The sequence below is a fragment of the Rhodococcus baikonurensis genome, from assembly GCF_040489275.1.
Taxonomy (GTDB): Bacteria; Actinomycetota; Actinomycetes; order Mycobacteriales; family Mycobacteriaceae; genus Rhodococcus_F; species Rhodococcus_F baikonurensis.
This window is the reverse complement of sequence record NZ_JBEUOQ010000005.1, coordinates 302183-327241: the sequence shown is the minus strand read 5'-3', so window position 1 is coordinate 327241 and position 25059 is coordinate 302183. Positions and strand designations below refer to the sequence as shown.

At 61.9% G+C, this 25059-nt stretch carries 20 protein-coding genes and 1 riboswitch; of the genes, 10 read left to right on the top strand and 10 right to left on the bottom strand.

What is annotated here, in order from left to right; all coding sequences use genetic code 11:
- Positions 1-12: 12 nt before the first annotated feature.
- From ABWI03_RS14890 to ABWI03_RS14875, 4 genes are all read right to left on the bottom strand, one after another.
- A complete protein-coding gene (locus ABWI03_RS14890) occupies positions 13-1164 on the bottom strand; it encodes an MFS transporter (RefSeq protein ID WP_223304655.1) in 1152 nt (383 codons plus the stop codon).
- 286 nt (positions 1165-1450) lie between these two features.
- Positions 1451-2647, bottom strand: coding sequence for a serine hydrolase domain-containing protein (locus ABWI03_RS14885; RefSeq protein WP_298778531.1), 1197 nt, complete (start codon positions 2645-2647; stop codon positions 1451-1453).
- A 100-nt stretch (positions 2648-2747) separates the two neighbouring features.
- Positions 2748-3932, bottom strand: coding sequence for a serine hydrolase domain-containing protein (locus ABWI03_RS14880; RefSeq protein WP_298778529.1), 1185 nt, complete (start codon positions 3930-3932; stop codon positions 2748-2750).
- 228 nt (positions 3933-4160) lie between these two features.
- A complete protein-coding gene (locus ABWI03_RS14875) occupies positions 4161-5246 on the bottom strand; it encodes a serine hydrolase domain-containing protein (RefSeq protein WP_298778527.1) in 1086 nt (361 codons plus the stop codon).
- Positions 5247-5544: 298 nt separating this feature from the next.
- Here ABWI03_RS14875 and ABWI03_RS14870 point away from each other — a divergent pair, with 298 nt between their 5' ends.
- A complete protein-coding gene (locus ABWI03_RS14870; protein WP_244993285.1) occupies positions 5545-6717 on the top strand; it encodes a sensor histidine kinase in 1173 nt (390 codons plus the stop codon).
- 41 nt (positions 6718-6758) lie between these two features.
- Positions 6759-7442 (top strand): response regulator transcription factor, encoded by a 684-nt coding sequence (locus tag ABWI03_RS14865; RefSeq protein ID WP_206029477.1) that lies wholly within the window; start codon positions 6759-6761, stop codon positions 7440-7442.
- 96 nt (positions 7443-7538) lie between these two features.
- Here the strand turns inward: ABWI03_RS14865 and ABWI03_RS14860 are convergent, their stop codons facing one another.
- From ABWI03_RS14860 to ABWI03_RS14845, 4 genes are all read right to left on the bottom strand, one after another.
- Positions 7539-9533 (bottom strand): SDR family oxidoreductase, encoded by a 1995-nt coding sequence (locus tag ABWI03_RS14860; RefSeq protein WP_298778506.1) that lies wholly within the window; start codon positions 9531-9533, stop codon positions 7539-7541.
- A gap of 50 nt (positions 9534-9583) precedes the next feature.
- Positions 9584-9706, bottom strand: a complete 123-nt coding sequence (locus ABWI03_RS14855) for a hypothetical protein (protein ID WP_019747629.1) — start codon at positions 9704-9706, stop codon at positions 9584-9586.
- Between the two features lie 280 nt (positions 9707-9986).
- Positions 9987-10331 (bottom strand): hypothetical protein, encoded by a 345-nt coding sequence (locus tag ABWI03_RS14850; RefSeq protein WP_298778497.1) that lies wholly within the window; start codon positions 10329-10331, stop codon positions 9987-9989.
- A gap of 190 nt (positions 10332-10521) precedes the next feature.
- Positions 10522-12642 carry an MMPL family transporter gene (locus ABWI03_RS14845; protein WP_298778494.1) on the bottom strand — a complete coding sequence of 707 codons (2121 nt, stop codon included), beginning with the start codon at positions 12640-12642 and terminating at the stop codon, positions 10522-10524.
- Between the two features lie 69 nt (positions 12643-12711).
- Positions 12712-12859, top strand: a riboswitch (cobalamin riboswitch).
- A 116-nt stretch (positions 12860-12975) separates the two neighbouring features.
- Here ABWI03_RS14845 and ABWI03_RS14840 point away from each other — a divergent pair.
- The 4 genes from ABWI03_RS14840 to ABWI03_RS14825 are packed head-to-tail and all read left to right on the top strand — an operon-like array spanning position 12976 to position 16623.
- Positions 12976-13971: an ABC transporter substrate-binding protein gene (locus tag ABWI03_RS14840; RefSeq protein ID WP_298778780.1), complete on the top strand. Its 996-nt coding sequence runs from the start codon at positions 12976-12978 to the stop codon at positions 13969-13971.
- On the top strand, positions 13968-15008 hold the full coding sequence (locus ABWI03_RS14835; protein ID WP_298778490.1) for a FecCD family ABC transporter permease: 1041 nt from the start codon (positions 13968-13970) through the stop codon (positions 15006-15008). Before ABWI03_RS14840 ends, ABWI03_RS14835 begins: the two co-directional genes overlap by 4 nt.
- A 14-nt stretch (positions 15009-15022) precedes the next feature.
- Complete coding sequence (locus tag ABWI03_RS14830; protein ID WP_298778777.1) at positions 15023-15856, top strand: ABC transporter ATP-binding protein; 834 nt, start codon at positions 15023-15025, stop codon at positions 15854-15856.
- On the top strand, positions 15853-16623 hold the full coding sequence (locus tag ABWI03_RS14825; RefSeq protein ID WP_298778487.1) for a (2Fe-2S)-binding protein: 771 nt from the start codon (positions 15853-15855) through the stop codon (positions 16621-16623). The genes ABWI03_RS14830 and ABWI03_RS14825 overlap by 4 nt, the downstream gene beginning before the upstream one ends.
- Before the next feature lie 31 nt (positions 16624-16654).
- On the opposite strand, the gene phoA is transcribed toward ABWI03_RS14825, so the two are convergent.
- Complete coding sequence (gene phoA / locus ABWI03_RS14820) at positions 16655-18187, bottom strand: alkaline phosphatase (RefSeq protein WP_124566500.1); 1533 nt, start codon at positions 18185-18187, stop codon at positions 16655-16657.
- A gap of 268 nt (positions 18188-18455) precedes the next feature.
- Between phoA and ABWI03_RS14815 the strand changes: the two genes are divergently transcribed.
- The 4 genes from ABWI03_RS14815 (at position 18456) to ABWI03_RS14800 (ending at position 24177) form a co-directional block, all read left to right on the top strand.
- On the top strand, positions 18456-21743 hold the full coding sequence (locus tag ABWI03_RS14815; protein ID WP_298778481.1) for an error-prone DNA polymerase: 3288 nt from the start codon (positions 18456-18458) through the stop codon (positions 21741-21743).
- 236 nt (positions 21744-21979) lie between these two features.
- On the top strand, positions 21980-22327 hold the full coding sequence (locus ABWI03_RS14810; RefSeq protein ID WP_095969264.1) for a hypothetical protein: 348 nt from the start codon (positions 21980-21982) through the stop codon (positions 22325-22327).
- A 14-nt stretch (positions 22328-22341) separates the two neighbouring features.
- Positions 22342-23112 (top strand): glucose 1-dehydrogenase, encoded by a 771-nt coding sequence (locus ABWI03_RS14805; protein ID WP_298778478.1) that lies wholly within the window; start codon positions 22342-22344, stop codon positions 23110-23112.
- 57 nt (positions 23113-23169) lie between these two features.
- Positions 23170-24177: a zinc-dependent alcohol dehydrogenase family protein gene (locus ABWI03_RS14800; protein ID WP_095968971.1), complete on the top strand. Its 1008-nt coding sequence runs from the start codon at positions 23170-23172 to the stop codon at positions 24175-24177.
- On the opposite strand, the gene ABWI03_RS14795 is transcribed toward ABWI03_RS14800, so the two are convergent.
- Complete coding sequence (locus tag ABWI03_RS14795; protein WP_298778470.1) at positions 24164-25054, bottom strand: dienelactone hydrolase family protein; 891 nt, start codon at positions 25052-25054, stop codon at positions 24164-24166. The two genes, ABWI03_RS14800 and ABWI03_RS14795, sit on opposite strands and share 14 nt — an antisense overlap.
- Between the last annotated feature and the right edge of the window lie 5 nt (positions 25055-25059).

Genomic DNA, 25059 nt, shown 5'->3' with positions numbered 1-25059 from the left:
ACGTGAGAGCCCTCAGAATTTCGCCGGGGTTTGTGGAACGATCATGGCCACCAAAGCCGCCGCAGCCGTCGCGCCGACCAGGACTCCGAACGCGGCCATGTACGAGAACTGGTCCACCATCCATCCCATCACGAGGGGGGTGATGAAACCGGCAAGCTGTCCACAACCGTTGATCAAACCCATTCCGGAACCGAGGAATTCGGCAGGCAATGCCCGCAACGGGAGGGCGAAGATCGACATCGAGCACAGTCCGCTGACGCCCATCGCGAGGGTTTGATAGAACGTGAACATCGCGACGGTATCGGTGGTAGTCATCAAGAACAGCAGAATGGCGGAGGTGGCCATGCACGGAACGAGCAGAATGCGCGCGCTGTCGTGAAAGTACTTGTCCACCAGACGTCCACCGACGACGATGGCCAATGCCGTGACGATGAACGGGATCGCCGCGAAGATTCCCGTATCGATCAGCGAGAGCCCCTTTTCGTTGAGGAGGTAGCTCGGCACCCAGGTCAACAGCCCATATCCGGCCATGTTGGCCAGGCAGAACAGAAGTGCGAACTTCCAGACCGAAACGGACTTGAATACCGCGGCGCGTGAGTGTTCACTGGCGAGCGGTTGCAGTGCGGCCTCCGGATCTTCCGTGATCTCTGTGTCCAACGGCGCCGGGAGCACCAACCAGACGACTGTGCCGATCACGGCGCCGACTATGGCCACCAGCCAAAATGCGTCCCGCCAACCGACGGCCATGAGAACTGGGGCGATGATCAATGGTGCGATGCCGGGGCCCAGGTTGTTTGCACCGATCATGAAGCCCATGGCCGTGGCGCGAGTTTTCGGACGGGTTCGCTCAGCCAGAGCTTTGAACGACGCTGCTGGGAAGAGACCCTGGCTGAGCCCGAACATCGCACGCATGACCATCAGCGAGACGAGTCCCCAGGCGAATCCTGTCAGTGCGGTGAACACCGACCACAGGATCAACGCAACGATCAACAGTGGTCGGGGTCCGAATCGGTCGGCCAGCATGCCGCCGGGGACCTGCCCGAGCATGTAAAAGATGGCGAAGATCGACACGACTCCGCCCAATTGCGTATTACTGAGGGAGAATTCGTCTCCGATCATCGGCAGTGCAAGCCCGATCATCACGCGATCTATCATGTCGATCATCCAGATCGTACTGAGCAGCCCAACAGTCATAGTCGTTGTTCGACGAATTGACTTGTTGTCCAATATGTTTTGTATCGACTTGCCGCCGCTATGCGAGGGTTCCTCAACTGTGGCGCGTTCCGACTTCATCATGTCTCCTGAATTGCGTTGTGCCGCATGGACTGATGAAGTGTGGCAGCGGACACGTTGGCCGCATTGGTCCGTTCGGCCAATAACCGACCGAATGTTTCGTCGGGCGGTACAGTGTCACTCGGGTGAGATTCCGGGTGACGCTGTCACCAGAGCTTTAACTGCACAAAGCTCTGTCCACGGTGTCTACGACGTGTTGCGTGGCGGACGCAGTCGAGGGAAGAGCAGTCACCGCAAGGTTTACGGCGCGCCCGTTGTCGGTGATGCCGCCGCGGGTCTCGTAACCGACTATGTCGCCGCCATGGCCCCAGTAGACCCCGCCGCACGAGAGAGTCCTGCTGGTGAGGCCGAGGCCGTACTCGAGTCCAGTGGGCCCGCCGACGTGGACGGTGGTACGCATCTGGTCGAGTTCGGCTGCGGGGAGCAGTCGTCCGTCGAGTAGCGCGTAGAGGAACTGGTTGAGGTCCGAGGTGGTGGAGATCAGCTGCCCTGCGGCCCATCCCCACGACGGGTCCATCTCTGTGACGTCACTCAGTGGGCTGTCTGGTGCGGTGCGGTGGTATCCCTTGGGATGGGGACCCCGGATGGTCATGTCTCCCGGGGATGGGAAGTAGGTGTCGCGCAGGCCGATCGGCGCGAAGATACGTCGATTCATCTCCTCGGCGAGGGGGCGGCCGGTAACCTTCTGTACGAGTAGGCCGGCCAGAATGTAGTTGGTGTTGCTGTACCCCCAACTCGTTCCGGGCGGTGCGTCGGCGGGGTGTTGGAACGCGACGTCGAGCAAATCGTGGGGGTCAGCGTAGCGGTATCTGATCTCTTCGTCATTGACGTGTATTCCGTACTCGGGGAGTCCGCTGGTGTGTTGGAGGAGTTGGCGGATGGTGATGTTGTGGCCGTCGATCCCGTCTCCGCGGACGAGTCCGGGTAGGTAGGTCTCGATGGGGGTGTCGAGTTCGATCTTTCCTTCGGCGACCAGTTGCAGGACCACTACTGCGGTGAAGGTTTTGGTGTTGCTGCCGATCCGTATCTGGCCGTTGCGCGGTACCTCTGATCCGGTGGTCAGGTCACCGACTCCTGCGGTGTAGTTGCGGGAGTTGCCGTTTCGGTCTTGGATGCTTGCGAGGGCGGCGGGTAGTCCGTCCTCGCTCACCAGCGCGTCGAGGGAGCGTTGAACCGCGTCGGACTCGGTGGAGGAAGAACCGACGGTATCGGGACTGAGGGCGGATGACGGCGAGCAGGACGCCAGCGTCATGGCACCGAGGGCCGCCGCGGCAACGACCGAAAAGGTCCGGTGCCGTTTGCGGTCCTGCCGGCGATCTGAGGAAGGGAAGCCCTTTCGAATATTGTTACGCATCAGTAGAACTCCTGAGGATTGGTAGGGTTCGGGACATCGTTCGCTCGGGAAGAATTGTTGTTCGATGTTGCGTGCGAAGTCGTGCACGAACATGTTTCCTTCACTTCTCGCACATCGCTGCGTCGACAACTCGCTGTGCTGCTACGAAGGCGTCCTCGCTCATCGGGATGCGATTGAGGGTGAGAGTCACAGCGCGTCCTGTGGTATCGACTCCGCCCGAGGTGCCGAAGCCGGGAATTCCGCCGCCGTGACCCCAGATCTCCTTCCCGCAGGAGCTGTTCACGCGGACTAGTCCGAGTCCGTAGCTGTCCTGCGGGCTCCTGTCGAACGGCACGGTGTGTTTCATCTCGGCGAGCCTGTCATTCGAGACGAGATCGCCGCGTAGCAAAGCCGTGAAGAAAGTGTTGAGGTCGGCGCCCGTTGCGACCATCGCACCTGCGGTGTCGGCCCACGACACGTCGCCATCGGTGACATCGACCTGAAAGCCGTCAATCGGGTGATAGCCCTGTGCATGAGAACCGCGGATCTGTGTCTCGCGGGAGGCGGGAAAATAGGTGTCCATCAGTCCGAGCGGATCGATTATGCGGGTGGTGATCTCCTGCGCAGCAGGGCGTCCTGTGACCTTCTCGATGAGCATCCCGAGCAGAATGTAGTTCGTGTTCGAATAGACAGCCTTGTCTTTGGCTGCCGGGCCGGGTGGAAGAGACATCGCGATATCGACCAGTTCAGTGGGGGAGAAGTGCTCCGGTGGTTGTGCGCTTGTCCCCACCAGCAGCTGGCCGGGCTTGATGTCTTCCGGCCGTGCTCCGCCGGCGGCGAGGTAGTCCGTCAGTCCACTGGTGTGCTGCAAGAGATCTCGAATGGTGACTCGGTTGCCGTCGTTCCCGTTGCCTACGACCGTTCCGGGCAGGTAGTGCTCGATGCTCATATCGAGGTCGAGCAGTCCGTCGTCGACGAGTTGCATGACGACGGTCGAGACGAAGGCCTTTGTGTTGCTGCCGATTCGGACCCGCGCATCATCGGGGATAGGCTCGCCGGTGGCGGTGTTTCCCATTCCTGCACGAATGATGCGAGTGCCCCGCGACGGGTCGGAGATCACGAGTTGTGCGCCGGGGATCCCCTGCTCGATGACGCCGTCGAGCGCCTGTTGCACGGCAGCGTCGCTTTGCCGAGTGGAATCAGTGGAGTCAGTGGTGTCACCACATCCGCTCACGCCCAATAAGAGGGCTGCAGCGGTGACTGCCGGAAGCACGGTGAGCAGGGGGCGACGTCGAAGGGTGGTCATTGGTTGTGGTCTCCTGTTCGTCGAATCTCGTGGTGAGTTCCACATGCAGAGAACAGTATTGACGTGCGTACGCGTCCTCCATGGTGCGAAGTGCAGTCTCTCGGTGGTGCGTGCCGGAGCGTACGGGGTGTAGCTGGCTGCACCTCGGAGTCCGGCGTCTCGCGGCCGATACTGTCGGTTTGACGAGCTATTTCGGAGTAGGCGGCCTTTGGTGATTGACAGGAGGCCTCAGCGACAAAGGGCGATATCCACCGCGTGTTCGAGTTTTCTCCGGGTGGCGTCGTCGACTACTTGCATGCTGACCGCGATGTTCGCTTCGCGTCCGTCGTCGGTAGCGCCCCCGCGTGTCTCGTATCCAGGGAAACTGCCGCCGTGGCTCCAGGACAGGCCGCCACACGGTAGCGGGCGGCTGACCAATCCAAGTCCGTAGCGGGCATCGGGTCCGAAGGTTTCCTCCGCGGGGACGGTAGTGCGCATCTGGTCGAGTTGGGCTGCGGGGAGCAGTCGTCCGTCGAGGAGTGCGTGGAGAAACTGGTTGAGGTCCGAGGTGGTGGAGATCAATTGCCCTGCGGCCCATCCCCACGAGGGGTCTATCTCTGTGATGTCGACGGGAGGCGCGTCCGATGACTCCCGGTAGTAGCCGCGGGGGTGAAGTTCCGAGATCTTCTCGTCGTATGGTTCAGGAAAGTATGTGTGCTGCAGATCGATCGGCGCGAAGATTCGCCGGTTCATCTCCTCGGCGAGGGGTTTTTCAGTGATCTTCTGTACGACTAGGCCGGCGAGGACGTAATTGGTGTTGCTGTACTTCCAACTCGTTCCGGGGGCGAAGTCGGCAGGATGTTCGAGCGCGATGTCGAGAAGTTCGCGTGGGTCGTAATATCGGACTTCGTCTTCCAGGTAGTTGCTGTAGTTGGGGAGTCCGCTGGTGTGTTGGAGGAGTTGGCGGATGGTGATGTTGTGGCCGTCGATCCCGTCTCCGCGGACGAGTCCGGGTAGGTAGGTTTCGATGGGGGTGTCGAGTTCGATCTTTCCTTCGGCGACCAGTTGCAGGACCACTACTGCGGTGAACGTTTTGGTGTTGCTGCCGATTCGTATCTGGCCGTTGTGCGGTACCTCTGATCCGGTGGTCAGGTCACCGACTCCTGCGGTGTAGTTGTGGGAGTTGCCGTTTCGGTCTTGGATGCTTGCGAGGGCGGCGGGTAGTCCGTCCTCGCTCACCATTGCGTCGAGTGAGCGTTGAACCGCATCGTGCCGCGCAGCGGCGGTGTCGGCGGACGACGAGCACGCACCGAGGGTGACCACGCTGAGAGTCATTGCGACGGAACAGAGGGCGCGGTGCCGTTTCCGGCTGTGTCTTTGGGGTGAGGGAGGTTGGCCCTGTCGACTGTGGCGGCGCATCAGTAGAACTCCTTGGAGAGATTGATAGGTCTGGACACGATCCTGTCTGCTGGAGGATTGGTCGCGCATCGCTCCGACGCGGGAAAACCATCTCCCTCGATCGGGGGAGGCCATCGCCGAGCGGCCCAGTCATACTTGTCGAATCATGATCACAGGACTAAGACCGCTGATGCGGGGCTCTACATACTCAGCTGTGCTTTTCGCCTTTTGTGGTGTGTTGGCAAGCCTGCCACTTCTGGTGGTAGCGATGTTGCCTGCTCTCGCGTGGCAATCCGCACCCGAGTTCGTCCGGGTGCTTTCGGTCCTGCTCATATGGGTGACTTTGGTAGGAGCACTCGGCCTGGTGCATCCTGTGCGACGCGCGCTCATTGTTTCTGCCCGCCGACTGCTGCAGGTGTCGCTGCCGAGTCCAGCGCTCGGACACCGTACTCCCAACCTCTCGGACATTGATCGCTGGCGGGCCCCGCTCTGGATTGTCCTGCATGTCATGGTGGGTTGGCTGGCGGCGCTCGCGACCAGCGTCCTTTTCATCATGGGGATTTCGCTCCCGGGGAACTGGCTCGGCGGCACGGCGCGAATCAGTCTGTTCGATACGTCGGTTGACGTGACGGGTGGATGGACCTGGGTCGTGGCGGCCGGCTGCCTCCTGCTTGCGGTAGGAATTTGTGTCCTGGTGGCAACACTGCTGAGATGGCTGGCGCCACGACTGTTGGGGCCGTCCACGGCTGAACGGCTCGCGCTGGCGGAAGAACGTGAACTGCAACTGGCCGAACGTAATCGGGTCGCTCACGAGTTGCACGACTCGATCGGACACACGCTCACCGCCGCCACGATCCAGGCGGCGGTGGCCGGCGAGGTGCTTGCCTCCGATCCTGCCGCCGCGAGGGCCGCCATGCGTAGCATCGAGGAGTCGACACGGGCAGCGCTCGAGGACCTGGACTACGTACTGGGTGTACTTCGCGAGGAGAGGCCTGGGGCTGTACCTTCTCGGACGCTGTCGGACTTGCCTGCGTTAATTGATCGGTTGCGGCATGCGGGGGCGGTTGTGGAGGTGAACCTGTCGGGTGACCTTTCACAGATCCAGGGGACACTCTCTCGCGCGGCGTACCGGATCCTGCAAGAGGGGACGACCAATGCTCTGCGGCACGGGGACAGCGGGCCGATCGAAATCACGGTGGCAGTCGGCTCGGAGAGCGTCGAGCTCAGAGTGGTCAACAGCATCGGGGCAGTGACCGGGGGAAAGGCAGACGTAGTTCGAAGATCAGGGCGCGGCCTGGCAGGTTTGGCCGAGCGCGTGCGACTCTTGAACGGTGAGTTCAAGGCTGGACCGGACGGAGCCCAGGGCTGGCGATTGAGTGTTCAGTTGCCGGTACGCGTGGCACGATGACCGAAGCCAATTGGAGTGAGGACGCCTCCAACCCTGCAAGCATGCCAGTCACCCTGCTGATTGCGGATGACGACGACGTTACCCGCAGCGGCCTGCGTATGCTGCTCGCAGCTCAGCCCGGGATTGTGGTCGTCGGCGAGGCTTCCGACGGTATCGAAGCAGTGGAGCTTTCGCGGCAACTTCGTCCGGATGTGGTGCTGATGGACGTGCGGATGCCGCTGCGCAACGGAATAGAGGCAACTCGGCACCTCCAGGCCGAGTGCACCGAACCGCCGAAAGTCTTGGTAATCACCACTTTCGAAAACGATGGCTACGTCACGGCCGCACTCAGTGCGGGCGCGAGTGGCTTCGTGCTGAAGCGGCTCCCAGTCCCGCAGATCGCAGCGGCAGTACGTGTGGTGGCGGCGGGCGAAGTGATCCTGTTCCCTGCCGCGCTACGCCGGATGGTTACGCCCCGCCCGTTGGTCTCCGCTGAGGCGTTCCCGAATGCAGCGCTGACAGCAAAGGAGGAAGAGGTATTGCGGTTGATGGCCACCGGGCTGTCCAACTCGGATATTGCTCAGGTTCTGGTTGTGAGCCTGGAGACAGTGAAAACGCATGTCGGGAACGTGCTGGCAAAGCTCGGTGCTCAGAATCGGACGCACGCTGTCGTCATCGCCTACGAGTCTGGTCTGGTGGTCCCGGGGGCAGGCACCGATACGGAACCCTGTGCAACTGGCGGTTGATTGCTTTTGTCAGCGTGACCCGGTGAGGATTCGCCGACTGAACCTACAGATCCGTTCCTCTTGCCGAAACGCTCCGAGACGAAGTCACACCACCGGTCACCAGTGCGTACCGGGCACGAGTCGGGCAGCACGACGGCCGAGTTTGCGGATGCGCGAGCGTGAATGGCGCTGACGCGACGGTGTTGCCGGAACGTCTGACGGGGTTTCCTTGTCTACCTGACCCTTTGCCGCCGGAGAATCGGGGAAGGCCTGGTACATCTGGTTGAGAATCCGGTCCTTGGTGTGCGGTGCGAACAGGGTTCCCAGATCACCCAGAGTTCCCAACGGCACATCGATGCGCTTGGGGCGTTCGATCAGCGCGCGGATCACCATTGCCGCAGCCTTCTCCGGGCTGGTGATCGGGCCGTTGTTGTATTCGCCGGTCGGAGCGATCATCGGCGTTTCGACCAGCGGCATGTGGATGGTCGTGAAAGTGATTCCGTCTGCCAGGGTTTCGGAGGCAGCCACGTCGGAGAAGCCGTCGAGGGCGGCTTTGCTCGCCACGTAGGCAGAGAATCTAGGCGTTGCCGCCTGGACTCCCGCGCTGCTGATGTTCACGATGTGGCCGAAGCGGCGAGAACGCATGGTAGGCAACAATGCGAGCACCAATCGCACAGCGCCGAAGTAGTTCACGGCCATCGTTCGTTCGTAGTCGTGGAAACGATCGGTGGAATGATAAATGCCGCGCCGTATGGATCGGCCGGCGTTGTTGACCAACATGTCCACGTGATCATGTTCTGCCAGAATGCTTTTGATCGTGTGCTGGACCGACTCGTCGTCGGTGATGTCGCAGGGATAACCGAACGCCTTGCCTCCGGTTGATCGAATCTCCTGTACCGCGGCCTCGAGTTCGTCGGTGCGGCGTGCGATGAGGAGAACTGTGGCGCCTTTCTGGGCGGCGGCGATGGCAGAGGCCTTGCCGATTCCGGACGAGCCGCCGGTGATCAAAACCATCCGACCGACAAGTGGTCCTTCGGGATGGTTGCGACGTGCGCGATTGGGATCGAGGTTTGCGCGCCAGTACTTCCACAGCACGGTCGAGTACGACCCGAACTCGGGGACCGTCAGGCCTGATCCGGCGAGGGCGGCAACGGTTCTCTCGGAGGTGAAGGTCGGCGCCATCGTCATGTTGTCGAGCAATGCTGCAGGCATGCCGATGCGATCGAGGAAGACCTTTCGTGCCGATTCTGCCGAGTCGATCGGCAATGGCGAGACAAAGGGTTTGGCGATCACGCCCGGCAGGCTGAGTGCGGGCCGCGGCGCTCCTGCCGCCTTGGCGAGGCCGGCATAGATTTCGCGTACCGGTTGAGGTTTCGGATTGACGAGATGGAACGCTTCGCCGTCACGGCCGGGCACATGCATCAACTCGACGAGGGCAGTGGCCACGTAATCGACCGGCACCACGTTGGTTGCGCCGAGGTTGGGGATCGGGACAGGTAGTGCTGCAGGTAGTTTCGCGAGTAGCGCCAGGCCGGGGAACAAGTAATACGGACCGTCGATCTTGTCCATCTCTCCGGTGACGGAGTTGCCGACAACGGCAGACGGTCGATAGACGCGCCAGGTGAGGCCTTCTCGTTCTCGAACGAGCTTCTCGGCCTCGAACTTGGTTCGGTGGTATGGCGTCGGAAAGCCTTGGCCGCAATCGAAATCGGTCTCGCTGAAGGTGCCCGGATAGTCGCCCGCGACTGCGACCGATGACACGTGATGAAGTGTGGCTCCCAGTTTCGCGGCAAGTTCGACCACGGAGCGTGTGCCCTCGACATTTGTCGAAGCCTGCTCGTCTCCGGCTGTGATGTCGTAGATCGCCCCGAGGTGAAGGACGTGGTCGGCAAGCGGGGGAGAGTCGATCCCCAGCTCGGGCTCGGTGAGATCTCCGATGAGTGGATGCACCCGATCGCCGTCGGGAATCGCCGACACCTGTTCTTCGAGTTTGGCGACGGAACCGGCTCTGACCAGCACGTGGATCTGGGCGGTTTCATCACGCTCGAGCAGGAGCGGCAGTACGGCTCGTCCGAGGAATCCGGTACCGCCTGTGACGATGTAAGTGGCCATAGTCGGTAACTTACTCCAAAGTAAGATCGACGGCTAGAGGGAAACGACCATCAGTGCGTCATGACACCGTCCTCGGTGTCGAAGTCGATGCCCGCGGTGATGATTCCGGAGAACAAGAACGCGACGGCAAGTGCAAGGGCGGGGATTGCAAGGATCCATTCGAAAATTGTCATGCTCCAAGTCTGACGAAATCAGCTTCGGAGAACATCGCCCTGCGGAGCGATTTAGGCGATCGGGCAGTCATCCTCGAGGACGACTGCCCAATCAGGGAAATCCACTATGTCCTGTTGCTGAAGAGTTTCGGGCGCAGTGGGGTGTGCCCTCCTTGCATCGCGTTACGTGATTTCGGATGAGATGCGGCGGCTGTTGGTCCGAGGGGGTGAAGGCCACGGGCCGGCCGCCAGTAGACCGGCGCACCATCGTCGAGGCGATGGCGTGGCCAGGCCGGCAAACCTAGACCGGTTCAGCGCCAGACAAGTCCTCGACCGCATACGGGGTCGTTCCCGCGAACAGAACACCGATCCCGAAAGGATCGGCCATCTCGAGCCTTGACTCAGCGAACCGCAGCAGCCAGGTTCCGTCAGCCCAGATCACCGCCTCAGGTTCGCCGAACAGTGACTCCGTGACGTCCAACTCCACAAGTTCGGAGTGGGCGAGGCCGAACTGTGGCTCACGCAGCTGTTGACGCAGGTAATCGGCGGCGACTTCGGCAAATTCACCGAACCGGGCGATCACGGTCGCAGCGAGCTCACGCACCGCCGACTCCGGCACGGTGGCCGGCTCGATAACCAGACTCACCGGCCTGGAGTCACCGACCCCCTGGACATCGATGATAGATGTCCAGCACGCCAACGAATCGTCCGAGTCGACTCGCGAAAACGCTGCTGAGCCGACCACAACACTCTCGGGTAAGTCATCCACGACCCCTAGTCAAACACGACTCTCCGCAGGATCCCAGGCACTCTCCAGCGACATGGCCCAGTCACGGTCAGTGGCCGATGCCGACCTTCGCGTGGACCTTTTTCATCCACGCGGGAGCCCACCAATTCGCTTCGCCCATCAACTTCACGAGTGAGGGCACGAGCAACATGCGGATGATGGTCGCGTCGACTATCAGCGCGACGATCATGCCGACGCCCAGGAACTTCATCACCGACAACCCGGACATCGCGAAGGCCCCCGTCACCACGATCAGGAGGAGGGCGGCGGCCGTCACGATGCGGCCGGTGCGTTCGGTTCCGAACTTGACTGCTTCCTCCGTCGTCGCTCCCGCGTTCTTGGCCTCGACCATCCGTGACATCAGGAAAACCTCGTAGTCCGTGGACAATCCGAAGACCACCGCCAGGATGAGCACGACGAACGTCGCTTCCAGCGGAGTTTGACTGACCCCGAGGAGTTCGACGCCGTGACCGTCCTGGAAGACGAAGGTGAGAACACCGAAGGTGGTCGCGAGGCTCAGTGCGGCCATCAGCACCGCCTTGATGGGTAGCACCACCGAACCGAACGCGAGGAACAACAGGATCAAGGTGGATCCGACCATGATGAGGATCATCACCGGCAACCAGTGCAGGACGGCGTTGTTGCCGTCGTCGACCATGGCTTGACCACCGCCGACAAGCAGCACCGTTCCGTCGGGAGCGGAGATCTCGCGCAAATCTGTCACTGCGGCGCTCTGTGATTGGGGTGTAGAGCCCTCGCTGTAGAGAGCCTGAACCGCGATCAGTTGATTGGTGCTCGCGACGACGGTCGCCTGACCGATGCCCTCGACCTGACCGGCGGACTCGGCGATCGCTGCACCTTCGGCCGGGGTGAGAGTGTTCCCGTCCTCGGCCTGAAGGATCATCGTCGCGCCGTTTCCGGTCTGCGGGAAGTCGTTGACCAACGTGTCCATTGCGACGCGAGCGGGGTCGTTGTCCGGCAGTGCGGTGTACGAGAGTTCTCCCAAACGGGCGCCGAGCAGGGGCGAGGCCATCACGAGCAGCACGGCCACGATCGTCACCGAGACCGCGACCGGACGCTTCATCACCCACGTGACGACGCGGCCCCAGAACTTGCGCGAGCGTTCCTCGCCGCGTTGCGCCGCATCCTTGCGCCACGTCAGGGCGTTGATGCGATGCCCCAGAATGGCAAGCAGCGCAGGCACAGCGGTCAGCGACAGGACTGCCGCGCTCAGTACTGCAGCGATCGCACCGAAGCCCAGAGACCGGATGACGGCCTGCGGGAAAACAAGCATGCCGCTGAACGCGCAGATCAGCAGTAGACCCGAGAACATGACGGTGCGACCCGCGGTCAGAACTGTCCGCTGAGCAGCCGCTCCCGGGTCCGAGCCCGAATTCAGTTCTTCACGGAACCGGCCGACAACGAACAGTCCGTAGTCGATGGCCAGTCCCAACCCGAGAAGAGAAGCGACGTTGATCGAGAACGAGGACACATCGGTGATCAACGTGAGGATCCGCAGAACCGCCAACGCGCTCAGGACACTGAGAACACCCACGAACACCGGAACCGCAGCAGCGACGACGCCGCCGAAGATGAAGACCAGCAGTACCAGAGTGATCGGAATGGCGATGGCTTCGGCGACCACCAGGTCTTTCTCCAGCTTGGTGTTGAACGCGACGCCGACAACCGTATTACCCGCGAATTGTGCCTCGGCACCATCGACTTCGAGCTTCGGCAAGAGATCGGCGAAAGTAGCCGGTGTGACGCCCGAGTCCGGTGCCAACGTGATCGCAACGGCCGCCATGGAACCGTCGTTCGAGAGCAGACTGGCCTTGGCCGCGGCGTCCGTTCCCCAATACGACTTCACCGATGCCGTCGGCACTTCCGTCTTGAACTGGTCGACGGCGGCCGTCACTGCCGGGCCGATGTCGTCCAGAGACTTACCGTCCGTGGGCGTGTAGATCGCGATGATGTCCGGGGTCTGCGGGCCGAGATTGTCTTCGATGATGTCGGCGACCTTCGCGGAGTCGCTGCCCGGATCGATGAATCCGCCCTGGCTGAGCTTGCCGAACACTCCAAGTCCCCACACCCCACTGATGAGAACAATCAGAACCGCGAGGCTCAGTACCCACCATTTCCGGGCGACGACGGTTTGGGCCCAGCGTGTCATGTATCAACTCCGGTGTGTGGGGGTGTCTGGCCAGATCGACTGTAGTGGGCGTTTGGTCTTGAATCGGAAACGTCATGCATACTGCTCGAAGCACTTGCAAGCCACGCGTGTGGGGGAAGCCGGTCCGAATCCGGCGCTGACCCGCAACGGTAGGTCGATTCTCGGTAGTCACCGAGCGTCGGCAAGCCCGATTACCCACCGCGCGGTGTGCGACATCCATTCGTCGTGGTCTACGAAAAGGAAGTCCAGCAGGAGCTCTGGCCGAGGATCAGCGTGCGGGCGGAGTTGTCTGTCGGATTCTCATTCGTGGCTCAGAGCCCTTACGAGGTCCCCGTGTCACTTCAGTTCTCCCCGTCCCGCACCGCCGCTGTTCTCATCGCGGTCGCCTTGGTTTCGGCAGGTTGTTCCAAAGGCGAAGCGGCTGGTGGTTCTTCAACCACCGAATCCTTTGCACAGCCGGTTTCCATCACGAACTGCGATCGGCCAGTGACGTTCGATTCGCCACCCCAGCGGATCATCACCATGAACGATCACGTCACCGAAGTACTCATCGAGATGGGCGTCGGTGACCGCATCGTCGGGATGGGGTACGGCGACAGCACACCAACACCCGAGACCGCCGAGCAGTTCGCGAAGATCACCAACCTCGCCAAGGAATACCCGACCGCCGAGCAGATTCTCGATCTCGATCCCGATTTTGTCGTCGGAGGTATGAGTAGCGCATTTCAAGAGAAGGAAGGCCGCTCGCGGGACCTCTTCGCCGAACGCGGAATCAACACGTTTCTGTTCTCCGAGTACTGCGGCCAGGGATTCCCCGACATCTCGATGCTGGAAAACGACTACGAGCAGTTGGGGAGGATCCTCGGAGTCGAAGGCGAAGCAGCCAAGGTCACCGATCAGGTAACGCAAGGGCTCGACGCGGTGAAGGCGGCAGTCGGAGATGCTCAGCCGGTGCCGACATTCTTCTACGACGGCGGCAAGGATGTTCCGACGACAATCGGCGGAGTGGGCGTCGGTCAGCTCGTCGCTGGTTATGCGGGAGCGACGAACATCTACTCCGAGGGTGAGCGCCCGTATGTCAAGACCACATGGGAGGTCGTGGGTGAGCGCGCGCCACAGGCGATCGTAGTCCTGGACTACGGATCTGAGAACGCTCAAGCGAAGATCGATTTCCTGAAGTCACATCCCGTCATGGCCACCACTCCAGCCGTCCAACAGAATCGATTTGTGGTCATTCCTCTCGACGACTTCTTCGAGAGCCCTCGTCTGCTGCGCTCTGCCCAGACCATCGCGGCGGGTCTGCATCCGGGCGTAGTTCCGGCACAGTGACCAGGTCTCGTTTCAGCTATACCGCCTTGCTTGCAGCGCTGTGTGTGGCGCTTGCCGTGGTCATGGGGCTGGCGGTGTCCTTCGGGTCGGTTCGTATTCCCGTCGGTGACGTGTGGGCGATAGTCGGAGCTCGTTTGGCGCCGGGGACTTTCGAGACGTGGTGGACCGCGGCGCGGGAGTCGATCGTGATCGACTCCCGCCTACCCCGCGCACTCACCGCGGCGGTGGTGGGTGCTTCGTTGGCCATGGCGGGCGCGGTCGCTCAGGCGGTCACGCGTAATCCGCTTGCCGATCCATATCTGCTCGGTGTCTCGTCGGGCGCAGGATTCATGGTGGTCTTGGTGACGGTTCTGGGGATCGGAACCGGAATGCTCGGCGTTTTCACGATTCCTGTTGCAGCGTTCATCGGGGCGATGATTCCGTTGTTCCTCGCCTTACTGATTGGTGGACGGTATCCGCAGCCGACTGCGATCGTTCTTGTGGGTGTTGCACTCGGACAGATATTTTCGGCATTGATCACCTTTTGTCTTTTGGTGATTGCGGACGAGCGTCACATCACTGGAGTTATGCATTGGCTCGCCGGCGGATTCGGTGATGCGCGATGGTCGACGCTGATCTTCCCGACGATCACGCTGGTCGTCGTCGGCACAGCGCTTCTGTTCAGTTCGCGGTGGATGGACGTCTTGCAGACCGGTGACGACGGGGCTGCTGCACTCGGTATGAACGTCCGTCGGTTCCGTGTGTTGTCCTTGCTTGCGGTCTCCGTACTGGCGGGCGCGGCAGTCAGCGTTGCCGGTGGAATCGGATTCATCGGTCTGCTGATCCCACATCTGGCCGGTTTCATCGTTGGCACCAGAGCAATTCGACTGCTCCCTGCTGCAGCCCTGCTGGGCGCCGTCGCGATGGTTGCCGCGGATACCGCTGCGCGCTCGGTGGCACAATCCACTGAAGTTCCGGTCGGAGTGATCACCGCTCTCGTCGGTGCGCCGATCTTCGTCTGGATGCTCTACCGGCAGTATCGGAGGCTCGAACAGTGACGCAGATCAGAACAGTGACACCGGCCAGAACAGTGACACCGGCCAGAACAGGGACACTCCCGAAGGACGCCGAAGCTGCGCCTCTGCTCGAACTCGTCGAGACCCGGGCGAGGCTCGGCAACCGCGAAGTCTTGCGCGGCATCACTTTCGCAGTGACGTCCGGTGAAATATTGGGCTTGGTCGGACCGAACGGCAGTGGCAAGACGACGGCACTGCGCTGCTGCTACAACGCTTTGACTCCGACAGGTGGCGCAGTTCTGATCGATCAAGCCGACTCGACGACGCTCTCGCGTAAGGACATCGCCCGAACCATCTCGGCAAGTGTTCAGGAACCTACTGTCTCGGCAGGACTTTCGGTCCGTGAATCGATCGCACTCGGACGAACTCCGCACCGCAGCTGGTTGGACCGAAGCACGGATCGTGACACAACCATCGTGGATCGATGCATCGAGCAGGTCGGTTTGGTCGAGCTTGCCGGACGGGACGTGTCGACTCTGTCGGGCGGTGAGCGGCAACGTGTCTCGATAGCGCGCGCATTGGCTCAGGAGCCCAAGGTTCTGTTGTTGGACGAGCCGACCAATCATCTCGATCTTCGTCACCAGTTGATCGTGATGGAATTGCTCGCCGAACTGGCGTCGGCGGGGCTCGCAGTTGTGGTCACGATGCACGATCTACGGTTGGCAGTCGAGTACTGCGACAACCTTGCCGTGCTCACCGAAGGTGAACTCCGCGCGTGTGGGTCTACGGTCGAGGTGTTGGACGAGCCGCTGTTGGCCGAGGTTTTCGGCATCAAGGCGCGAGTCGAACGCGGAGTACGCCCGCGGATGGAGATATTGGGGCTGGCATGACGGAATCGATAGCCGGGATCTACGCCCGTATGGCGGTAGCTGTGCCGTTCTTCGACGACCTGACCGCATATCCGGATACGGTGCCCGCGGTGTTGATGACCGACCCCCAGTGGTTGGCAGCTCGCGTCGCCGATACGGCCGAGCGGTGGGGGAGTTCGGACAGCCGAGTGAACGGCACGTTGTGGTGGTACTCGGCCAGCTCGACGCTGACCGGCATTCCGATCGGAACCGGGATGGTCACCGGGTTCGCGGCCGATCCATCGTTGGACGGTGGGCGGATCTTCTTGCGTGACAACGGCTATCTGGGCGGGTTTGCTGCCGGATCGGTCATTCCGATCTCGCGGAGTGTGGCGGAGTTGGGTTACGCGATGTTCCGCTCGCTCAGCCCCGTGATCGAAGTACTCGCCGAGGTGTCCGGCGTTCGGCAGCAGGCGCTGTGGGCGATCACGACGGATTCCATCGCCAATCGGAGCCTTGACGCAGCCGGTAGCGCGAGGGAGCGTGGAAGTGCATTTGCGGCCGGTCTGATCGATGTTCTCCGGGGCGAGAACCCGGGCATTCCGGTTCCGCGTTTCGTCGACGTCGACCGTCATGAAAGTGTTGTGCGCGTTTCCAATCCATTGACACCGGTGGCGTCAGGGCGACGCAGATTCACGCAGCGGGCGTCGTGCTGCCTGATCTACGAGGTGCCCGGTGAAGGTAAGTGCACCAGTTGCCCGAAGCGCGCACCCGAAGATCGGGTGCGCGCCTTGGCCGCTCTGGTGTGACTGTGGGTGAGCTGATTCAGGTGTTGTCGGATCAGTGAGCTGCGACCTTGGAACGGTCGAGACCCAGCGCGTCGGTCATCGTGAAGAACAGATCGGTCTGGTCAGTGAGGCCACTGACATTGGCGGCGTGCGGGCCGAAAGCTGCTACACGCAACTGAGTTCCGGTGTGTCCTTCGGACTCGACGGCCGGGTCCTCGGACGTTCCGTAGCTGATCGTCATCTCCGAGCCGTCCTTGGTGGTCAGCTTGCGGGTCAGTCCGGGGTAGACGATTTCCTGGGCGCGCTCGACCGGAATGTTCTGGTCCTTGGCGATGGTGGCGATGTCGTCCGCGCTGACGTTGGTGACGATCTGGCTGGTGTGAGCGTGGTCGGCGGTAACGATGACCAGGGTTTCTCCGTCGGTCTTCGCGAATTCGAGTGCCTTCTGCACAGCTTCGTCGAGGTCGACGGTTTCACCGATCTGACCGCACGCGTTGGCTGCGTGATCCTGCTTGTCGATCGAGGCACCTTCGACCTGGAGGAAGAATCCGTTGTCGTTGACCTTCAGTAGGTCGATCGCCTTCTGCGTCATGTCCGCGAGCTTGGGTACATCGGAGGTTCGCTTGGGGTTGTCGACGCAGGTTTCGGCGGGTTGCAGGTAACCGTCACGGGTGGCGACAGAGCCTTCCCAGCGGACGGGCATGTTGCCGTCGGCGAACAAGCCGAGCACGGGTGCATCCTGATCTGCCTTGCCGACCTCGTTCATCTCGGCGGCATTCTTCACCAGCTGGTAGCCGCGAGCGGCAGCTTGCTCGTTGAGTGTCTTGCCCTGCCAGTCACCGGCTTTCGCGGTCTCAGCGAAGGACTTGGCGCCGCCGGCAAAGGTGACGTCGGCTCGGGTGTCGAGGAGCTGTTCGCTGATCGACCCCTTGCCGCCGTTCTCGATGGCGTTCTCCGGGCAGGACTTGGACGTTGCCTCCGGCCCGTAGCACTTGCGGCCACTGACGTGTGCGACCTGCACTGCGGGGGTGGCGTCCTGCACCTCGGCAGTGGAGACGTTGCCGGTGGCCTTGCCGTTCGCCTTGGCGATCTCGAGGACGGTCGACTGGGCCTGACCCTTGATGTCGACGGAAATCGCGCCGTTGTAGGTCTTGGTGCCGGTGGACCATGCCGATCCACTGGCAGCGGAGTCGGTGACGTAGTCGGGCTTGCCGTCCTTGGTCAACGCGTAGTGCGTGTACTGGCCGGTGATCGGCAGGGCGTCGAGGCCGGGGAAGCTGCCCGCAGCGCCTTCGGCGTAGTTGCGTGCGGCTGTGATCTCCGAGTCGCCCATGCCGTCCCCGATCAGGAGGATGACGTTCTTCGCGCCGGAGGCATTGACGGCGTCGCGCACTGCGGCCGACTGATCACCGTCGATGCGACGAGCGCCACCGTTCGAGGACAATTCGCCGGTCGCGGCGCGATCGACGGTCGCGCCGTTCGAGCCTGTGGCCTCGTCGGCGCTGCTGCTGCAGCCGGCAGCGGCCAGAACGGCGACGGCGCCGGCGACGGCCGTCAACCTACGTGTGTTGCGCGAGAACGACATACGAGTAGTACTCCTGGAAACAGTATGGATGGAGATTATGAACGCCGCTAATGATCTGGGGCCAAAGTGAACGGAGTGCAGACATGCGTACATCTGAATGTGACGAGACGGTGAGGGTTGAGATTCGCTCTGTTGACTGTGGGTGAGTGACCTGGCAGACTGAATCCGAATCGAACATAAGTTCGATGCATGTGGTGCGTCTTCCCTTTCGGCATCCTCGAGCAGTCGGTCGTCCCTGACGGCCGACTCGATCAGGTGCGAGGTCAGTGTGGGTTGGGGAAATGGGCCGCCGACGTGGTCCGAGATGGAACGGGTGCTTTCCGGACGACCCGGCCGTGTGGAACATGAGGATTTGTTTCCGGGCGATGGAAGTGACAGCCCCGCCTGGTCAAGAAAGCGCGGCGAGTACCACGCGGGCGAGCTCACCCGTGGTGCCGGTGTAGTTCCTTACGCAGAACTGCACGCTCACTCGGCCTTCAGTTTCCTCGACGGCGCATCGCCGCCGGAAGAGCTGGTCGAGGAAGCAGTGCGTCTCGGGCTCGAAGCTATCGCCGTCACCGATCACGACGGCTTCTACGGCGTGGTGAGGTTTGCGGAAGCCGCACGTGAATGGGGAATGCGCACAGTCTTCGGAGCTGAGCTTTCTCTGGACTCGGTACCCAGAACCGGCACGGCAGATCCCGGTGGAACACACCTCCTGGTGCTTGCCCGTGGGCAGGAAGGGTATCGCCGGCTTTCGCGGGAGATCGCTGCCGCGCATCTGGCGGGCGGCGAGAAGGGCAAACTGCAGTACGACTACGACGTGCTGACCGAAGCGGCCGGTGGCCACTGGCAGATCCTGACCGGGTGCCGGAAAGGTCATGTGCGGCAAGCCTTGACGTCGGGTGGTCGCGAAGCAGCGGCGGATGCCTTGGGGGATCTGGTCGAGCGATTCGGGGCGGAGCGAGTGTCGGTGGAACTCACCCATCATGGGTTGGCGGAGGACGACGAGCGCAATGCCGTTCTGGCCGAATTGGCGAGAGAGCATGGACTACGTACGGTGGCGACCACCGCCGCGCACTTCGCCGCTCCTCCGCGTCGACGCCTCGCCATGGCAATGGCGGCTGTGCGGTCGCGTCAAAGCTTGGACGAGGCAGCAGGATGGTTGGCCCCTACCGGCGGAGCGCACCTGCGGTCGGGCGCGGAGATGGCGGCACTGTTCTCGCTCTATCCCGAGGCTGTCAGTGGTGCCGCCGATCTTGGTCGTGAGTGCGCTTTCGATCTCAAGCTCATCGCGCCCAAATTGCCACCGTTCGACGTGCCCGCCGGGCATACCGAGGCGTCGTGGTTGCGTGAGCTCACCATGGTGGGGGCGCTGGAACGCTACGGACCGCCGGAAGGTGCACCGAAGGCATACAAACAGCTCGAACATGAACTTGCCATCATCGAGGGATTGAACTTTCCCGGATACTTCCTGGTGGTGCATGACATCGTGTCGTTCTGCAAGAACAACGACATCCTCTGTCAGGGAAGAGGTTCCGCTGCGAACTCGGCGGTGTGTTACGCGATCGGCATCACCAATGTCGATCCGGTTCGCAACAAATTGTTGTTCGAGAGGTTTCTTGCGCCCGAACGTGACGGCCCGCCCGACATCGACGTGGACATCGAGTCCGACCGAAGGGAGGAGGCGATCCAGCACGTGTACGCGAAGTACGGGCGTACGTATGCCGCGCAGGTCGCCAATGTCATCACCTATCGAGGAAAGTCGTCGGTGCGGGACATGGCTCGGGCACTGGGCTTTTCGCAGGGCCAGCAAGATGCGTGGAGTAAGCAGGTCGGCCGGTGGGGTGGTATCGACAAGAATGCGGATACAGATATTCCGCGTCCGGTACTCGAACTGGCGGCGCAGATCGAAGGCTATCCGCGGCACCTCGGTATCCACTCGGGCGGCATGGTCATCTGCGATCGTCCTATCGCCGACGTCTGTCCGGTGGAGTGGGCGCGAATGGCCAATCGTAGTGTCCTGCAGTGGGACAAGGACGACTGTGCTGCCGCTGGGCTGGTCAAGTTCGACCTGCTCGGCCTCGGCATGCTCTCTGCATTGCATTACATGATGGATCTGGTGGCCGAACACAAAGGCATCACAGTCGATCTGGCGCAACTCGATCTGTCGGAAACGGCGGTGTACGAGATGCTGCAGCGGGCAGATTCGGTGGGGGTGTTCCAAGTGGAATCACGTGCGCAGATGGCGACACTGCCGCGTCTGAAGCCTCGAAACTTCTACGACCTGGTGGTCGAGGTCGCGCTCATCCGTCCGGGGCCGATTCAAGGCGGATCAGTGCATCCGTACATTCGTCGGCGCAACAAACTCGAACCTGTGTCCTACGACCATCCGTCGCTCGAGAAGGCACTCGAACGCACGTTGGGGGTTCCGCTGTTCCAGGAACAGTTGATGCAGATGGCCGTCGACGTTGCGGGCTTCACGCCGTCCGAGGCCGATCAATTGCGTCGGGCAATGGGATCGAAACGCTCCACCGAGAAGATGGAACAACTGCGCGCGAGGTTCTATCAGGGCATGCGAGACCTACACGGCATCGGCGACGAGGTTGCCGACCGGATCTACGAAAAGCTGTATGCGTTTGCAAATTTCGGTTTCCCGGAAAGCCATTCACAGAGTTTTGCCGCGCTGGTCTTCTACTCCTCGTGGTTCAAACTTCATCATCCCGCTGCGTTCTGTGCCGGACTTCTGCGCGCGCAGCCCATGGGTTTCTACTCGCCGCAGTCCTTGGTTGCCGATGCGCGCCGGCACGGAGTGCAGGTACACGGTGCAGACATCAATGTCAGCCTTGCGCACGCCACCGTCGAGGCAAGTGGATTCGAGGTTCGGCTGGGATTGGGGGAGGTGCGCAACATCGGCGATGCACTGGCCGAGAAGATCGTCGAACAGCGCGACCTCGGTGGACCGTTCACGTCGTTTCTCGATCTGACCGGCCGGGTGGAACTGACTACCGCACAGGCTGAATCGTTGGCGACCGCCGGTGCGCTCGCCAGCTTCGGCATCTCGCGTAGAGAAGCGCTGTGGGCAGCGGGCGCTGCGGCAGGGGAGCGCCCCGACCGCTTGCCGGGTATCGGTGCATCGGTCACAGCTCCCACCCTGCCCGGAATGAGCGACGTCGAATTGGCGGCAGCGGATGTCTGGGCGACAGGAGTATCTCCCGACACCTACCCGACACAGTTTCTCCGCCCACAGCTCGACGCGCTTGGCGTGGTGCCGGCGTCGAGACTTCTCGACATCCCGGACGGTGACCGTGTGCTGGTGGGGGGAGCAGTCACACACCGGCAGCGCCCGGCAACAGCTGCGGGCGTCACGTTCATCAACCTCGAAGACGAAACCGGCATGGTCAATGTCGTGTGTTCGGTGGGGTTGTGGGCAAAGTACCGAAAACTGGCAAATACGGCGCCGGCGTTGCTTATTCGAGGGAAGGTGCAAAATGCAGAAGGCGCTGTCACCGTCGTGGCAGACCGGATGCAGCTGATGGATCTGCGAGTCACAGCCAAGTCGCGAGACTTTCGCTGATGTCCGATTCTGCCCCACCGTTTTGTGTCGAGGGCACAGTTTTGTGCCGAGAGGACAAAGGCGGAGCTCAACTCTGACCTCCGAGCATATGGCGCGGGTCACAATCGCTCCCTAGGGTTGTCGCTTGAGCGGCGATCGAATCACCTGGCACGGCTACGGCCTGTGGCCTCGCTGGTGAATATCGTCGCCTTCCAAACATGCTGAATCCAAAGCACTTCGAGTCGAAGAGGAACTTCATGAGCACAGCGATTCTCGTCGCACACGTACACCCCGCGGATCCGTCTTCGGAGGAAGCATTCAACCGCTGGTACGACGACGTACATATTCCGCAGGTCGTCGAGCGAGTGCCCGGGGTTGTCTCCGCCTCTCGATTCTCTCTCGCGGATGTGCAGTTGCTGCCCGAGGCGGCATTGCCCGCGCGTCGCTACCTGAGCATCTATCAACTCGACACGGAAGATCTCGCAGGCACCGCCCAGGCATTGGGAAGTGCTTTGGGCGACGGAACTCTCGACATGTCCGAGGCCATCGCGACCACCGGTGAGACCGGTCCCGAATTGCTCTTCTACGTCCCGGCCGAGAGCTGAAGGGGAACGCTGACATGTCCGATCTTCTCGCGAACAAAGTTGCGATAGTCACCGGCGCAGGCGCAGGCATCGGTGCGGCAATCGCCCGGGCATTCGGGGCGGAAGGTGCCCGCGTCGTAGTCTCCGACATCAACGGTGACGCAGCACAGGCAGTGGCGGACTCGATCGACGGGGCGATCGCTGTCACCTCCGACGTTACCGACGAACAGCAGGTCAAGGATCTCGTCGCCAGAGCGGTCGACGAGTTCGGCGGACTGAACGTCGTAGTACCCAACGCCGGCATCGCCACCACAACTCCACTGATCGAGACCTCGTTCGAGGACTGGCGAAAAGTCATGTCCGTCAATCTCGACGGAGTGTTCTTGACCGTCCGTCATTCGTTACCCGCGCTCGTCGCATCCGGTGGCGGTTCGATCGTGAACATCTCGTCGATCTCGTCGACAACAGGGTCGCCGTTGATCGGCAGCTACGCCGCCGCCAAGGCTGCGGTTCGCAATCTCACCGAAACTCTCTCGGCCGAACTTCGCTTTCACGGAATCCGCGCGAACGCTTTGCTGCCCGGATTCATCGATACCGACCTGGTCAAGAGTCACCAGCAGAATTTCGAGAACGCCCTCGGCCTCGAATCCGGCGGCTTCGACGATTTGATGGTCACGAAGCAGACGCGCTACGGCCGGACCGAGGAAGTTGCCGCCGCGGCCGTGTTCTTTGCCAGTGACCAGTCGTCGTGGTGCAACGGCAGCAGTCTGGTTCTCGACGGAGGGTTCACCGCTTCTCTTCTCTGAGCCGCAGCACCCTTCCGAACATCACCCGAAATCATCATTCGTGCGAGGATCCACACCATGACCAACCGCGCCGTGTACGTACTTCCGCCCGGAGGATTGAACAACCTCGAATCGAGGACCATCGAGACGCCAGGGCCGGACGCGGGCGAAGTGACGATCGCGATCCACGCGAATTCGCTCAACCACCACGACTACCTCGTGGCGACCGGCGAGATAGCCACCGACGGTCCGCGGATCCTGTTGTCCGATGCTGCCGGGGAGGTCGTTGCGGTCGGAGACGGCGTAACGCAGTTCAGCGTCGGAGATCGCGTGATGAGCACCTATCTGCCGCATTGGCGGAGCGGCGCACCGGATTTCGACGGATTCGGAAATTCACCGGGTGACGGTGCCGACGGGTTCGCCCGCGACACCGTCACCGTGCCGGTATCTGCTGTGACAGTGATGCCGCGAAACTACACCTACGAGGAAGCCGCTACCTTGCCCACCGCGGGATTGTCAGCGTGGCGCGCACTGTTTGCCGGCGTTCCGATCATCCCAGGTTCGACGGTGTTGATCCCCGGGACCAGCACGGTAGCGCTGTTTGCCGTGCAGCTGGCCAAAGCGGTTGGAGCTCAGGTGATCGCAACCTCGTCGGCCGCCGACAAGATGGCTCGATTGACCGAGCTCGGTGCCGATCACGTGGTCAACTACCGCGAGCGCCCGGACTGGGGAGCGGAGGCGATGCGGCTCAGCGGCGGAATCGATCTTGTCCTCGACGTCGGCGGGCCGTCCACCCTCGGTCAATCTCTCGCGGCAGTCCGACCCGGCGGGCGGATCTGCGCGCTGGGCATCATGAACGGCCCCTCGTCGTCGATCGACCTGACTTCGCTCCTGACCAAACAGGTCACCATCGAAGGTGTTCTGGTGGGCAGTCGTACACATCAGGAGCAGATGGTTGCAGGTCTGGAAAGTCTGGCGCTTCGCCCCGTCATAGATTCCTCCTACAGCCTCGACCGCCTCGCTGACGCTTTCGAGCAGCAGAAGTCCGGGCGGGCCTACGGCAAGATCGTCATCACAAACCCTTGACTGCTTGCCGGTCCCAATGGGGATCGGTGAGGATTTCCGCCGAGTCGCCGACAAACGCACGTGCGGCAGTCTGGTCGCCGCTGAGGGTGAACCTCAGCCACGCTGTCAGGTAACCCCGGAATCCTTCGCCGTCGACGGCCCAATTGTGGCCGACGCCAAGCAGTCTGCCGCGGACGGCCGGCCCGGCGGTTTTGTCGAAGTACTCCGCTTGCGGATCGGCGGTGGAGACAGGGTCGTCGGCGCCGGTCATGAAGAACGTCGGCCCGGTCAACTTCGCCACGTCGATCACGTCGACGGGTCGCGAGGCCCACCACGGGTCCGGCAAATCGAGCACCGCCGTGGCGGTGATCAGATTCGCCGACCGAGTTGCCGCGTTGATCGCGCCGCCTGCACCCTGCGAGTGCCCCACCGAGGCTATGTTGTCGGTGTCGATCCGCTGGTGAAAGATGGTTTCCGCGTTGGTGTCCTGATCCACGATGTACTGGGCGGCAGCCAAGATCTCGGTACCGTCTCCGGTGACGCTGCTGTCGGCTACCACGACGACGAAACCCCACGACGCGAGGTGACGTAGGAGGGCTTCGTACTCCTCGTAAGTCGCGTAACTGCCGTTGCCGAAGGTGACGACGGGAAGCCGATTGCCGTCAGCGGACAAGTCGGCTGGGTAAAACAGTTGGTACCCGGGAACGGAATCGGCAGCCACCTCGTGCGCACCCTGGGCTGCGTACAGATCGCTGATCGACTCCGATGCGATGGATTCGGTAGTCGCGGCTTCGGGAGCGGCCGGAACCCCCGCACTGGCGTGTGTGACGGCACCCGATAGTGCCAGAACAAAAGATGCGGTCACGACGGCGATCGAATGTGTGGTCCGAGAAGGCATGGGTA

Excerpts from the sequence above, each read along its gene's own strand:
- phoA (WP_124566500.1), bottom strand. The coding sequence starts at position 18,187 with ATGTCGTTCTCGCGCAACACACGTAGGTTGACGGCCGTCGCCGGCGCC.
- ABWI03_RS14875 (WP_298778527.1), bottom strand. The coding sequence starts at position 5,246 with ATGACTCTCAGCGTGGTCACCCTCGGTGCGTGCTCGTCGTCCGCCGAC.
- ABWI03_RS14800 (WP_095968971.1), top strand. The coding sequence starts at position 23,170 with ATGACCAACCGCGCCGTGTACGTACTTCCGCCCGGAGGATTGAACAAC.
- ABWI03_RS14805 (WP_298778478.1), top strand. The coding sequence starts at position 22,342 with ATGTCCGATCTTCTCGCGAACAAAGTTGCGATAGTCACCGGCGCAGGC.
- ABWI03_RS14810 (WP_095969264.1), top strand. The coding sequence starts at position 21,980 with ATGAGCACAGCGATTCTCGTCGCACACGTACACCCCGCGGATCCGTCT.
- ABWI03_RS14795 (WP_298778470.1), bottom strand. The coding sequence starts at position 25,054 with ATGCCTTCTCGGACCACACATTCGATCGCCGTCGTGACCGCATCTTTT.
- ABWI03_RS14865 (WP_206029477.1), top strand. The coding sequence starts at position 6,759 with ATGCCAGTCACCCTGCTGATTGCGGATGACGACGACGTTACCCGCAGC.
- ABWI03_RS14860 (WP_298778506.1), bottom strand. The coding sequence starts at position 9,533 with ATGGCCACTTACATCGTCACAGGCGGTACCGGATTCCTCGGACGAGCC.
- ABWI03_RS14890 (WP_223304655.1), bottom strand. The coding sequence starts at position 1,164 with ATGATCGACATGATAGATCGCGTGATGATCGGGCTTGCACTGCCGATG.
- ABWI03_RS14880 (WP_298778529.1), bottom strand. The coding sequence starts at position 3,932 with ATGACCACCCTTCGACGTCGCCCCCTGCTCACCGTGCTTCCGGCAGTC.
- ABWI03_RS14825 (WP_298778487.1), top strand. The coding sequence starts at position 15,853 with ATGACGGAATCGATAGCCGGGATCTACGCCCGTATGGCGGTAGCTGTG.
- ABWI03_RS14855 (WP_019747629.1), bottom strand. The coding sequence starts at position 9,706 with ATGACAATTTTCGAATGGATCCTTGCAATCCCCGCCCTTGCACTTGCC.
- ABWI03_RS14845 (WP_298778494.1), bottom strand. The coding sequence starts at position 12,642 with ATGACACGCTGGGCCCAAACCGTCGTCGCCCGGAAATGGTGGGTACTG.
- ABWI03_RS14885 (WP_298778531.1), bottom strand. The coding sequence starts at position 2,647 with ATGCGTAACAATATTCGAAAGGGCTTCCCTTCCTCAGATCGCCGGCAG.